Source organism: Rhizobium sp. YTU87027 (assembly GCF_050644135.1).
Taxonomy (GTDB): Bacteria; Pseudomonadota; Alphaproteobacteria; order Rhizobiales; family Rhizobiaceae; genus Rhizobium.
Genome location: NZ_CP098440.1, coordinates 2939494 through 2952500, shown reverse-complemented (window position 1 = coordinate 2952500; position 13007 = coordinate 2939494). Strand labels below are relative to the sequence as shown.

The 13007-nt window shown below is 57.9% G+C and carries 8 protein-coding genes, 1 tRNA gene and 2 rRNA genes; 4 read left to right on the top strand and 7 right to left on the bottom strand.

What is annotated here, in order from left to right:
* The first annotated feature begins 412 nt into the window (after positions 1–412).
* The 3 genes from NBG89_RS14610 (at position 413) to NBG89_RS14600 (ending at position 3763) form a co-directional block, all read left to right on the top strand.
* Positions 413–3212 (top strand): 23S ribosomal RNA (locus tag NBG89_RS14610).
* A gap of 112 nt (positions 3213–3324) precedes the next feature.
* Positions 3325–3439, top strand: a 5S ribosomal RNA gene (gene rrf, locus NBG89_RS14605).
* Between the two features lie 247 nt (positions 3440–3686).
* Positions 3687–3763 (top strand) — tRNA-Met (locus NBG89_RS14600).
* Between the two features lie 75 nt (positions 3764–3838).
* On the opposite strand, the gene NBG89_RS14595 is transcribed toward NBG89_RS14600, so the two are convergent.
* The 7 genes from NBG89_RS14595 to NBG89_RS14565 form a co-directional block, all read right to left on the bottom strand.
* Positions 3839–5788 carry an adenylate/guanylate cyclase domain-containing protein gene (locus NBG89_RS14595; RefSeq protein WP_431320550.1) on the bottom strand — a complete coding sequence of 650 codons (1950 nt, stop codon included), beginning with the start codon at positions 5786–5788 and terminating at the stop codon, positions 3839–3841.
* Between the two features lie 2 nt (positions 5789–5790).
* The gene (locus NBG89_RS14590; protein ID WP_431320549.1) at positions 5791–6462 is read right to left on the bottom strand and encodes a VIT1/CCC1 transporter family protein; all 672 of its coding nucleotides are present in this window, start codon (positions 6460–6462) and stop codon (positions 5791–5793) included.
* Between the two features lie 411 nt (positions 6463–6873).
* On the bottom strand, positions 6874–8031 hold the full coding sequence (locus NBG89_RS14585) for an AI-2E family transporter (RefSeq protein ID WP_431320548.1): 1158 nt from the start codon (positions 8029–8031) through the stop codon (positions 6874–6876).
* A 54-nt stretch (positions 8032–8085) separates the two neighbouring features.
* Positions 8086–8922, bottom strand: a complete 837-nt coding sequence (ppk2, locus tag NBG89_RS14580; RefSeq protein WP_431320547.1) for a polyphosphate kinase 2 — start codon at positions 8920–8922, stop codon at positions 8086–8088.
* 34 nt (positions 8923–8956) lie between these two features.
* Positions 8957–10645 (bottom strand): SulP family inorganic anion transporter, encoded by a 1689-nt coding sequence (locus NBG89_RS14575; protein ID WP_431320546.1) that lies wholly within the window; start codon positions 10643–10645, stop codon positions 8957–8959.
* An 88-nt stretch (positions 10646–10733) separates the two neighbouring features.
* A complete protein-coding gene (locus NBG89_RS14570) occupies positions 10734–11891 on the bottom strand; it encodes an HlyD family secretion protein (RefSeq protein ID WP_431320545.1) in 1158 nt (385 codons plus the stop codon).
* Entirely contained in the window at positions 11891–12232 is a 342-nt protein-coding gene (locus NBG89_RS14565; protein WP_431320544.1) for a DUF3302 domain-containing protein, read from the bottom strand. The genes NBG89_RS14570 and NBG89_RS14565 overlap by 1 nt, the downstream gene beginning before the upstream one ends.
* 437 nt (positions 12233–12669) lie before the next feature.
* On the opposite strand from NBG89_RS14565, the gene NBG89_RS14560 reads away from it, so the two are divergent.
* The gene (locus tag NBG89_RS14560; RefSeq protein WP_431320543.1) at positions 12670–12984 is read left to right on the top strand and encodes a hypothetical protein; all 315 of its coding nucleotides are present in this window, start codon (positions 12670–12672) and stop codon (positions 12982–12984) included.
* Positions 12985–13007: the final 23 nt, after the last annotated feature.

Sequence of the window (13007 nt, the reverse complement as noted above, 5' to 3'; positions counted from 1 at the left end):
TGCCTGTTCTGCATATATCGTGAAGAGAAGATTGATCTGGAGGCTTCCAGGTGTTGGGTTCTGCCCGATGTCCGAGCCCAGTTCCAATGACGTCGTGAATGGCCTAGCCGGCCGGAAGCGAAAGAGGGACTGGAGGTAGGTAGGAAGCTTGTCGCTCTGGATTGTTGGTTGTTCGATGCTTTCGAGTATCGTCTGATCGATGATCGGATTACCGTTGCCTGACCGCGCGGTACCGGATTTAATCTCGAGAAGCTGGTCTTAAAGATCTGACACAAGCGAGCTGCTCGGCGTAGCTCCAATAAAGTGATCAGATCGAACACGTCGATGGCATCATGAGATGGCGCGGTTGTAAAAGGTAACCGTGCTGCTTTCGCTTTGCGGAAGCTAACTGATGAGCATTGGCAATGAGAACGATTAAGTGTCGTAAGGGCATTTGGTGGATGCCTTGGCATGCACAGGCGATGAAGGACGTGATACGCTGCGAAAAGCCGTGGGGAGCTGCGAATAAGCTTTGATCCATGGATCTCCGAATGGGGCAACCCACCTTAAATGCTTGGAAAATCTAAGTTGTGCTTCGGTACGGCTTAGGTTTCCAAGCATTGTGATAAGGTATCTGCACCTGAATACATAGGGTGTAAGAAGCGAACGCAGGGAACTGAAACATCTAAGTACCTGCAGGAAAGGACATCAACCGAGACTCCGCAAGTAGTGGCGAGCGAACGCGGACCAGGCCAGTGGCAATTGTGGTTAAAGTGGAACAAGCTGGAAAGCTTGGCCGTAGTGGGTGACAGCCCCGTACGCGTAGATACCATGATTGTCCTAGAGTAGGGCGGGACACGAGAAATCCTGTCTGAACATGGGGAGACCACTCTCCAAGCCTAAGTACTCGTGCATGACCGATAGCGAACAAGTACCGTGAGGGAAAGGTGAAAAGCACCCCGACAAGGGGAGTGAAATAGAACCTGAAACCGGATGCCTACAAACAGTCGGAGCCCGCAAGGGTGACGGCGTACCTTTTGTATAATGGGTCAACGACTTAGTGTAACAAGCAAGCTTAAGCCGGTAGGTGTAGGCGAAGCGAAAGCGAGTCTGAATAGGGCGATTTAGTTTGTTGCATTAGACCCGAAACCGAGTGATCTAGCCATGAGCAGGTTGAAGGTTGGGTAACACCAACTGGAGGACCGAACCCGCATCTGTTGCAATAGATTGGGATGACTTGTGGCTAGGGGTGAAAGGCCAATCAAACTCGGAAATAGCTGGTTCTCCGCGAAATCTATTTAGGTAGAGCGTCGACCGAATACCCTGGGGGGTAGAGCACTGGATGGGCTATGGGGACTCACCGTCTTACTGATCCTAACCAAACTCCGAATACCCAGGAGTACTAGTCGGCAGACACACGGCGGGTGCTAACGTCCGTCGTGAAAAGGGCAACAACCCTAACCTCCAGCTAAGGTCCCCAAGTCATGGCTAAGTGGGAAAGGATGTGAGGATCCCAAAACAACCAGGATGTTGGCTTAGAAGCAGCCATCATTTAAAGAAAGCGTAACAGCTCACTGGTCTAAATAAGGGTCTTTGCGCCGAAAATGTAACGGGGCTGAAGCCATGCACCGAAGCTGAGGATGTGTAGCAATACACGTGGTAGCGGAGCGTTCCGTAAGCCTGTGAAGGGACAGTCGTGAGACATCCTGGAGGTATCGGAAGTGCGAATGTTGACATGAGTAACGATAAAGAGGGTGAGAGACCCTCTCGCCGAAAGACCAAGGGTTCCTGCTTAAAGTTAATCTGAGCAGGGTTAGCCGGCCCCTAAGACGAGGCGGACACGCGTAGTCGATGGGAACCACGTTAATATTCGTGGGCCTGGTGGTAGTGACGGATTGCTCAACTTGTAAGGTCTTATTGGATTGATCTTGCAGGGACGCGGTTCCAGGAAATAGCTCCACCGTATAGACCGTACCCGAAACCGACACAGGTGGTCAGGTAGAGTATACCAAGGCGCTTGAGAGAACTATGTTGAAGGAACTCGGCAAATTGCACGCGTAACTTCGGAAGAAGCGTGACCCCTTCGCACGCAAGTGTGGTGGGGTGGCACAGACCAGGGGGTAGCGACTGTTTATCAAAAACACAGGGCTCTGCGAAGTCGCAAGACGACGTATAGGGTCTGACGCCTGCCCGGTGCTGGAAGGTTAAGAGGAGAGGTGCAAGCTTTGAATCGAAGCCCCAGTAAACGGCGGCCGTAACTATAACGGTCCTAAGGTAGCGAAATTCCTTGTCGGGTAAGTTCCGACCTGCACGAATGGCGTAACGACTTCCCCGCTGTCTCCAACATAGACTCAGTGAAATTGAATTCCCCGTGAAGATGCGGGGTTCCTGCGGTCAGACGGAAAGACCCCGTGCACCTTTACTATAGCTTTACACTGGCATTCGTGTCGGCATGTGTAGGATAGGTGGTAGGCTTTGAAGCGGGGACGCCAGTTTCCGTGGAGCCATCCTTGAAATACCACCCTTATCGTCATGGATGTCTAACCGCGGTCCGTTATCCGGATCCGGGACAGTGTATGGTGGGTAGTTTGACTGGGGCGGTCGCCTCCGAAAGAGTAACGGAGGCGCGCGATGGTGGGCTCAGACCGGTCGGAAATCGGTCGTCGAGTGCAATGGCATAAGCCCGCCTGACTGCGAGACTGACAAGTCGAGCAGAGACGAAAGTCGGTCATAGTGATCCGGTGGTCCCGCGTGGAAGGGCCATCGCTCAACGGATAAAAGGTACGCCGGGGATAACAGGCTGATGACCCCCAAGAGTCCATATCGACGGGGTTGTTTGGCACCTCGATGTCGGCTCATCGCATCCTGGGGCTGGAGCAGGTCCCAAGGGTTTGGCTGTTCGCCAATTAAAGCGGTACGTGAGCTGGGTTCAGAACGTCGTGAGACAGTTCGGTCCCTATCTGCCGTGGGTGTAGGAATATTGACAGGATCTGTCCCTAGTACGAGAGGACCGGGATGGACATATCTCTGGTGGACCTGTTGTCCTGCCAAGGGCATAGCAGGGTAGCTACATATGGAATGGATAACCGCTGAAGGCATCTAAGCGGGAAACCAACCTGAAAACGAGTATTCCCTATCAGAGCCGTGGAAGACGACCACGTTGATAGGCCGGGTGTGGAAGCGCAGCAATGTGTGAAGCTTACCGGTACTAATAGCTCGATTGGCTTGATCGTTCTCATTGATCAATGCTCATCTCCGACACAAGCGTGTCGGGGTGACGCCTAAACGTGTTCAAAAGAAAACAGGCGAATGCCTGCCAGCTTCTCAATTGTTGCGCTTCGCTGACCTGGTGGTTATGGCGGGGCGGCTGCACCCGTTCCCATTCCGAACACGGCCGTGAAACGCCCCAGCGCCTATGGTACTTCGTCTTAAGACGCGGGAGAGTCGGTCGCTGCCAGGTCTGCTAAACGCAACAACAAATCTTCTCATCATGAAATGACGGCCCAAGCCGAAACAAAAAGGGCCGCCTAAAGCGGTCCTTTCTGATTTGGGCCCTATATACAGAATGAAAAATCGGCGCACCGGACAGCTCGTCTGATGGTGCGTCCCTTACATGAACAACTTGTCTTCGCAAGTTGCTCACGAAGAAGGCATAACCGCCAAGCGGTTACGCCGCCGCGACATTCGGTAAAGCCGAATGCGCTGGACGCGGGGTGGAGCAGCCCGGTAGCTCGTCAGGCTCATAACCTGAAGGCCGCAGGTTCAAATCCTGCCCCCGCAACCAATCCCCTAAAAAGCTAGAAAGATCTGGGCGGATCTCCCAAGCGGAACCCGTTCCCACGAGCTGCAGAGCTGGCGCTCAGCCGCGAAGCTCGTAGAGCTCTGTCTGCCCTGTTCGGCCTCTGACGCTGACCGCTCCCATCGGCGTGAAACTGAAACTCTCCGCAACCGCATCGCGGATCGAACTGCTGACAAGGATCGAGGTTCCATAGTCCCGGTTCAGACCTTCCAGCCGCGAGGCGATGTTTACCGTGTCGCCGATGGCGGTGTATTGCCGGCGGGTCTCGGCGCCGACACTGCCGACAACGGCCTGGCCGGTATGCAGGCCGAAGCGGGTGACAAGTTCGGGGCGACCGGCGGCGCGATTGGAAGCGTTCATCGCGTCGATCGCTGCTTTCATTGACAAGGCACAGCGGCAGGCGTTTTCGACATGCCGCTCGTCGCGAACGGGTGCGTTCCACATGGCGAAAACAGAGTCGCCGATATATTGCACGATGGTGCCGCCATGGCGTTCCACAATCGAATTGAGGGCTTCGAAATAGGTGGAAAGCAGGGCGACGACATCTTCGGGCGAATGTCGCTCGGAGATCGTCGTGAACTCGCGGATGTCGGTGAAGAGGACGGTGATCTCCTGCCGCGAGGCGGAACCGATGGCCGATTGACCGGCGATGACAATCCTGCGGACCAGTTCGCGCGGTACATAGAGCGAGAACGTTCGGATCGTATCGCGGGCGGAGCCGAGCGCTTTCCCGAGCGCGTTGACCTCGGATATCCAGGAGTGCGACACGCGGCTCTGTCGGAATTCCAGATTGCCCAATTGTCTTGCCTCGTCGGCCAATGCATAGAGCGACCGGCTGATCAATCGGGAGATGATGATCGCGGCTATTGCGCCGGCGGCCAGGAAGGCGGCCGCGGCAACAAGGTTACGCCTCAAGGTTCGCTCGACCGGCCCGACGAGGGCGTCGAGCGGTGCTGCGATGACCACAGTGTAGTCTTTCAGCATACCGGCTACTTCCGCATGGAAGCTCTGGGCTAGATATTCGCGGCCGTCCACCGGAAAGCGCGCGACATCGCCATCCGGCAACTCGCGGCCTTGCGCCAGATTCGTGACGGCCGGGATGGCTGGGTCCGCTTCCGCGATATCTGCGGCCGATAGCACTCTCCCGCGACGAATGTTATCGCGCAGCTTCGCCATGAATGCGGGATCGGAATGCACGATCAGGCGACCAGTGTTGTCGAAGACATAGCCATGCGCCTGTTTTGAGATCGTGCCGACATCGAGAACCTCCCCCAAGGTCAACAGCATCACGTCGGCGCCGACAACGACTTGGCCCTCCCCGCCCGCAGGCGTGGCAAATGTCAAGGTGAGGTAGTTAGTTGCAGCCGAAATGTAGGGACCGACAGACGTTGCCCGTCCCTCCGAGAGCGCGGCGCGGTACCAGGGGCGGGAGCGCGGGTCGAAGACATCGTCGCGGTCGGCACGGCGAGCGAGGGGACGAGTGTCCTTGTCGAAGAACGTCCACGTCGTCCCTGGAATGCCGATGACCTTGGTGATTGTGCGAACGGCGAACGCGGCGTCGGCTGGCGCATCCAGCGCGTCGCGCCAGGTTGGATTTGCCGCAATGTTGGTCGCTTGCATGTACGTCCCGTCCGCATAACCGGCATAGATTCCGTCTATACGGAACGATGACTTCAGCGCGTGCAGCAGAAGCTTCTGCTTCGCCGATAAGTCCTGGGGAGGCGGCGTAAGCATTTGCGGAACGGCAGAGGTCGTCTCGATCGCGGCATATCCACTTGTAAAGACATTGCGGTAGTCCTCGATGGTACGCAACCCGAGCTGACGCATTTGTGCTTCGCCGGCGGAAAGGGCGGTCACCTTGCCTTGACTATATGCCATCCAAACCAGCGGTAGTGCCGTGCAGGCAAGCAACCCGACAATGATGACGCTGAGATGCAACCGCAGGGGAAATGCCCAATCCGCTGCCTTTGTGGTTCCCGTCGCGGGCGATGGCTTGATGGGATGCTCCATACTCAGCCCCCGAGAGCGATTGCAATGCCGACCAGCACGAGGCCAAGGCAGGTCATCGTTATACCTGCATTGAGCGGTTTCGCGTCGGAAAAGCGCGCCCAGGCACAGCCTGTCAGGAAGAGCAGGGCAATCAGCAGAAAATTGCTGGTTCTCAGGGCAAGGTCAGCATTGCCGATCATGAAGAAGGGAATGACCGCGGGTAGCGATGTCGCCGATACCAGGAGAAAAACAATGAAGGCGGCGAGAAAGTCGTCTCTCGATAGGCGAAGCTTGGCAGGGCTTCCGCGCCGCGCCAGTCCCAGCATGGCTTGGTAGAGCACCTCTTCATCTGCGGCTGTGGAAACAAGTGGTTCGTCGTCGATGGGAAATTCCTTCCGAAGCGCGGATATCGCCTCTTGCTCGCTCTTGGCCGCCTTGATCTGCCTGAAGAGGCGCACGCGCCGGCTCTTGTAGAAAACCGTTCCCAGGACGAACAGCACGGCATCGATGATGCCCCACGCAACATTGCATCCGATCGTCGCGACGATCAGCTCTCGAACGTCAAGGCCTTCTTCGGTGAAGATGAGCCGCGAGCCGACCGTGAATGTCAGCGCCATGATCAGTCCGAACAGGACTTCGCCGAGAGCGTCGCCCGGGTCAATGACATCCGCGATATGGGTCCTGCTCGTTTCCATCAAATGCCTGCTCCTACGCAGCGGTTGAATTCCTCAAACGGAACGATCCAACATTTCAGCGAGTACGCACTGCAAATTCTAAAATACGATTGGAGGCCGGAGGCAATCGATGAGTCGAGAGCGCGGGCGTGAGACGCTGATGCTGAATGCTCCCGAGATTCGTCACTGCCCCGCTTTCTCAGTAAGCGAGACATTGGGCGAGCTTTTCGAATCCCATGATCTAGCCGCCTGTGCGCTTGAACGCTTCCGCGCGGTAAGTCCCGACCGATGAGGGGCGGATCCTCGAATGTGAGCGGCTTTGCCGCGACATCCAGGATGTTGTGCTGTGGCGTGCAGGGCGGGAAGCAGATGCGTTCCTGACATTGCGCAACGGCACCTGAGACGAAATGCGTGACGAAATCCTCCCCAGAATCAGCCCGGCGCGGCGCCCTCGATGCTTTTGTCCCTGTCGTCGTGCGGTAGGGTCGCTGCCGTTTGTTCGGCAGGTGCGGAGGGCCACGCCCAGGCTCGCAGCAGTTCGTAGAACACGCTGAGGACAATGGGCCCCAGAAACAGGCCGAGCAAGCCATGCGAAAGGGTTCCGCCGATGACGCCGATGAGGATCACCGGCATCGGGGTCGATAGCCCTCGGGACATCAAGATCGGCTTCAAGACATTGTCCACGACCGTGATCGGGATCGCTACGACCGTAAAGGCAAATGCCAACGATGTCGGCCAGGAGAACCATGCCCAGACGACGGCTGGCACAAGAACGAGGCCCGGGCCGAGCTGCATCAGGCAAAGCATGAACACGAGAAAGGTCAAGGCGCCGTGTGCCGGAATGTCGAAAAAGGCGAAACACAGGCCGCAGAGCAGCGTCTGAAGGAGGGCCACGCCGATGACGCCGCGCGAGACGTTGCGAACCGTTGACCCGGCCAGCCGCGCAAAACCGACACCCCTCTCTCCGCCGATGCGGCTTGCCAATACCTGGATGGTTGCCGCGAGGCGAGGAGACATGGTGAGGAAGATGCCGGAGAGAATGATGGAAGCGACGAAGCTCAACACCCCGCCTCCGATCGAAGCCAGCTTGGCGAGAACGACGCCCATGATTTCGCGAAGAGGTGCCTGGAATTTCATGATCGTAGCAGCGAGATTGCTTGCGACCTGGTTCCAGCCGGCATAGAGGCGCTCGCCAACCACCGGCCAGCCACGTATCGCTTCCGGCGCGGCGGGCAGCGTGAAATTGTCGGTTTTCAACTGACTGACGAGGGCCTGGACTGCATCGGCAAAATTGACTGCGACAAGCGCCAATGGTGCAATGATGAGTACAAGGCATGCGATGACAATAACGGTGGCCGAAAGCGCCGGCCGATCTCCAAGCAGCCTGGACAAGGCGTCGAACATTGGGAAGAGGGCCACGGCAAGGATTGCGGACCAGATGATGATCAGCGCGAATGGCGCAACCAGTTGCAGGCTCCAATAGGCGAACAGCCCAATGATGCCGATCCGCACCAGGTCGCTGACCCGTGCTTCTACGGAGATCTGCGCGGGACCAGCTTGCGCCACTGTCCCGCTCGTTGGTTGCTCCATCGCCGTATGCCTATCCCGCGGGTTTCCATAAGGGGTGCCAGAACGGATTGTGCTTCATCGTGTCGTTTCCGGCACGACGTTTCTGACGCCCTGATCCTCAACGTAATTCGATGGCCGCTTCTGCCGTTTTCCGAGATCCGGTGCCTCGAATTTCACGCGCTCGTAGGGGATCGACTGCAGGATGTGCGAGATGCAGTTTATCCGGGCGCGCTCCTTGTCGTCGGACGGCACGATCCACCACGGCGCGTGGTTGCTATCCGTCATCCGCAGCATCTCGTCATAGGCCCGCGTATAGTCCCACCAGCGCTGATAAGACTCGACGTCCATGGGGCTGAGTTTCCACTGCCTGACCGGATCGTCGATGCGCCGCTTGAAGCGGCGTTCCTGTTCTTCCTCGCTGACGGTCAAGAAATACTTCAACAGAATGACGCCGCTTTCGACAATGGCCGCCTCGAAGCGGGGTGCCAGTTCAAGGAAACGCTGCGCCTTCTTCTCGCTGGCAAAGCCCATGACGCGGTCGACCCCCGCCCGGTTGTACCAACTGCGGTCGAAGATCACGACCTCACCGGCTGCCGGCAAATGTGCAATATAGCGTTGCATGTAGATCTGGGATTTCTCGCGATCGGTTGGCGCCGGCAAAGCGACGACGCGGAACACGCGGGGACTGACTTTCTCCGTTATTCTCTTGATCATACCGCCTTTGCCGGCGGCATCACGGCCTTCGAAGATGATAACAACCCGTGCGCCCGATTTTTTTACCCATGCCTGCAGATGCGCCAGTTCGATTTGCAGGCGCTTGATCTCCTTGTTGTAGTCCCAGGACTTGGCCTTCTTTTGCTTGCCCTTGCGTTCCGTTTGAGCCTCTTGTTTCGGATCGTATGCTTCGTCCATCGTTCCCTCCATTATTTTATGTTGCTGTGCGCTTTCACTGTTCTGCGGAATTGCCTATCAGCGCGCGCAACGCCTCTTCCCGACCATTGAAAAGATTGTGGATGCCGATCTTCTTGATGATGCCGGCACGCTCAAGGATGCCGCGGCTTTCCTGGCTAAGATCGGCGATGGCAAAGACGATGTCCCGTTTCGCCAAGGCGTCGGCCACGGCATCGAGTGCGACGGCGCCGGTGCTGTCCACGTGCGTGATGGCGCTGGCGTCGAGTACGAAGCACTTGGTTCCGGGGGCGAGCTCACGGGCGACCGCCGTGAGCCGCATGCGGACGTAGTCGGCGTTGTAAAACAGGATATTGCCCTGGATCGCGAAGACGGCAGCCCCATCGACAGGGCGAGCTTCCGGGAAACGGGCGAGGTCGAAGAAACCGTGCCGACCTTCAATGTGGCCAAGGAGGCCATCACGCGGAAACATCGTCTTGTGCAGGAGGTAGACGAACGTCGCGGCAACGGCAACAATCACGCCGTTCAGGACGCCGAAGCTGATTGCGCCCCACATCGCGATAAGCGCAAAGACGAACTCCATGCGGCTGATGCGCCAGATCTTCTTGAGTTCCTGAACGTCGATAAGACTGATGGCCGCGGTTGCAAGGATAGCAGCGAGTGCGGGGATCGGCAGGATCCGCAGGGCGCTGTGGAGGAATACAAGAGCTGCAACCAGAGCGGCGGCGGAGACCAGTCCCGCCAGCTGGGAGACGCCGCCCGTCGACAGATTTATGGCGGTTCTCGAGTCCGACATGCTGATGGGGAATGAACCGAACAGGCCGGGTGCAATGTTGGCCGCGCCGAGGCCGATCAGTTCCTGGTTCGCATTGACGTCTTCACCGGTGCGCGATCCAAAACTTCGCGCGGTTACGATGCCGGCGCCGAAGCTCACCAGGAAGATCACAGCCGAACCAAGCACGAGCTGATCAAGCGGCATCTGATGGACTGCCGGCAGGGAAAAGCTCGGGAAGCCGCTTGGGATATCGCCCACGACGGCCATGCCGTGTCCGCGGAAGTCGAAGAGCGCCGAGAGAAAGACGGAAATAACAACCACGAGAACAGGACCCGGGATCTTGAGGTCGAAAGCCCTCACAATCCAAAGCAGCGCGAACATTGAGAGGCCGAATAGAAGTGACGGCCAGTGGATCAAGGCGGCCTTGCGGAGAATCTCGACGACAGGCGCAAGGAGACCGTCGGATTCGATCTTTACACCCGTGAAGCGGCTGATCTGCCCGACGAGGATAGACAGCGACACCCCGGCAAAGAAGCCGACCAGGATTGGACGTGACAGGAAACTCGCGAGGACGCCGAGCCGCAGCAGTTTTGCCAAGATGCAGAACGCGCCGACGCCAAGAGCGAGCGCCGATGCGATGGCAACGCGGTCGATGTTGGCCGCAGCCGGATCCGCTGCAATGATGGCGGCCATCGCGGCCGCAAGCACCGTCATCGTGGCGGCATCCGGGCCGACGATCAGGAGGCGGGACGGGCCGAAGATTGCATAGGCGATCGGAGCGACGATGCTGGCATAGATGCCGGTTTCCGGCGGCAGGCCAGCAATCGCCGGATAGGCGATGGCGCTCGGCAAACCCACAGCGGCGATCGATAACCCGGCAGGGATATCGCTACGAAGCCAGTCCCTTTTGAAACCGGCCAGGCCCCGCAACACTGGTAGGCTGCCTATCACCTCGGGCTCCCTTTGCTCTCTCGTGGTTGATCTCCAAGCTTGTCCGGCCGCCGAACCCAAGCAGCGGCCGGAAAATTGCTGATGCGTTTCAGTGTTCGAGGAAGACGTAGTTCATCCAACTGCTCATACGCAGCAGGACCTTCCGCAGGAGAGCGACGTGGTGAAAGTAATGTGTGTAGACTGCTACCTCAGCGACTACACCGCCGGGCAGTTGGTATTCGTCGGTGTTCTCCAGAATTTCGATACGTGCCAGTGTCTGCCCCGGCGATATTCGTTCGGGCGACTGCGGATCGATCAGGGCGCCGCCCGGCTGTAACTGGCCTTGCGCCATGACGTCGATGACTTCCTCGACGCGCGCCTTGAAGATCTTGCCGGGCACGGCTTTAAACGCGACTTCGGCCTCGTCGCCGACCCGCACGCGCTGGAGCGAGTTCTGAATGAAGGCGGCAGCCAGCATCCGATCCTCACTGTTGATGAAGACCATCACCGGTCGCAAAGGCAGGGGATTCGCCATCATGCCGGGACGTAGGAAAACCTGCGTCACGTATCCATCGCTCGGCGCGCGCACGGTCGTCTGGTCGAGCTCGTACTGCGCGTTTGCCAACTCGGCTTCCAGCCGCGCGACCGTGGGATTCGTACCATTGATCTCGGACTCATAGGCGAGCTTTGCTTGTGCTGCCTGAGCAAGGGCCGTGTCGACGGCGGCCTCGGCCGTCAGGTAGATGCCGCGCCGGTTCTCGACTTCGAGTTCCGAGTAGACGGCGCCTCTGCCGCTAGATTTTGCATTTTCATTCGATGCTTGGAACTTCTCGAAGGCTTGCAGCGAGCGATCCCTTGACGCTTCCGCACCGGTTACGGCCGAATTGGCGGCGTCGAGAGCAGCCTTCAGCTGGAGGACGGTCTGCTTGGCTTCCGCAAGAGACGCCATTTTCTGATCGACCGTATACTGATAGGGGCGGGGATCGATCCTGAAGAGAACATCGCCCTTTTTCAGCGGGGCGTTCGGCGTGACCGGCACCTCTATGACCTGACCTCCCACGACGGGGATGACTGGAGCCGAGGTAAAGTAAATACGCCCATCGCTGGAGTAGGGATGGTTGTAGCTCATGAGCAGCACCAGCCCAGCGATGATGAATATGCCGCCAAGAACAGCCGTCGCAAGCGACCACTGGTTTACCGGAATCCTGAACAGCTTGAAGATCGCGAAGCAAAATGCCGCATAGGTCAGCATCAGGAGTAATTCCATCAGACTTTCTCCTTCTCTACCGTGGGCGCCTCGAGTTCCGCGATCCGTGCGTGGAGGCGGGCGATTTCGGCATTGGCTTCGGCCTCGGCCGACAGCTTTCCGTCTGCCCGGATGCCCCAGCCGCGATCCTCGCGATAAATGGTGGCCCAGATGAACAGGAAGGGCCAGATGACGTGCAGCGTAAACAGGCTCACCCATCCGGCAACATGGATGGCGTCCTGGTGCGGATGGTTTCTGGCCTTGGCGATCAGATGCGGGATGTCGTGAATCGCGATCACCGCGTAGAACAGCGTGACCACGACGAACACCAACACGCCGAGTGCAAAATAGTCGAGAAACACGGTCACTCCTTTTCGGCCGTTCACCGAACCGTCCGGTCGTATTCAGGAAGGAAATAGTAGACCGGCCCGGTCGCGAACGCCCGTAGCATCACGTAATATCTATCGAGCGTCGTGCGGCTCGGCAGGCAGTCCGGATTTCAGGGATCAGGGGCGGCGGTTCGTGGCAGCGTGTTTCGCTGGCCTCGGGTCTCAAATTGCAGAGGAATTCATCTTCATCGGGATTGAAGAGTGTTTCGACCGGCTTGCCGGCGGTTGCGAGGGTTCTGCGGATATTGCGACTTTGGCACTCAGAATGTCGAGACGCGGGCTATCACTGACGTAGGTCTGGTCCATTACGAGCCGTCACGCGTAAGTTCGCGTATGTTACGTCTCCATCCTAAGTAGCTGTAATACAATACTTCAATCTGCTTGACGCGAGTATGACAGCGGGGGGCGGCATGACGTCGGGAGAAAGTAATTCGACACACTTGTCTGCCTTAGGGATTGCAGAGGCGCAGTTTCCTGCGCAGGCCGCGAGGGTACGGCATCTTTTCGAGATGAACGAAACGTTCCGCACGATGTGTGAAGACCTCGCTTCCGCCGCCGAAGCTTTGGCGCATGTGGAGCGTCTGCCGGAGAGTGTTAGAGAGACCCGACGGCAGGAGTATGCGAGCCTTGTCGATGCGCTCATCGCTGAAATCGGCGATGCGCTTTCCCAATCGAAAGTCGTCATGCTCAGGCGGTCGGGCGAAGCAAAACCCAGGCCGCAGTGAGATTCATCCGAACCATTTTTTGT

Bases quoted from the DNA above. Each gene is read 5' to 3' on its own strand.
- NBG89_RS14595 (WP_431320550.1), bottom strand. From the start codon at position 5,788: ATGGAGCATCCCATCAAGCCATCGCCCGCGACGGGAACCACAAAGGCA.
- NBG89_RS14590 (WP_431320549.1), bottom strand. From the start codon at position 6,462: ATGGAAACGAGCAGGACCCATATCGCGGATGTCATTGACCCGGGCGAC.
- NBG89_RS14585 (WP_431320548.1), bottom strand. From the start codon at position 8,031: ATGGAGCAACCAACGAGCGGGACAGTGGCGCAAGCTGGTCCCGCGCAG.
- ppk2 (WP_431320547.1), bottom strand. From the start codon at position 8,922: ATGGACGAAGCATACGATCCGAAACAAGAGGCTCAAACGGAACGCAAG.
- NBG89_RS14570 (WP_431320545.1), bottom strand. From the start codon at position 11,891: ATGGAATTACTCCTGATGCTGACCTATGCGGCATTTTGCTTCGCGATC.
- NBG89_RS14560 (WP_431320543.1), top strand. From the start codon at position 12,670: ATGACGTCGGGAGAAAGTAATTCGACACACTTGTCTGCCTTAGGGATT.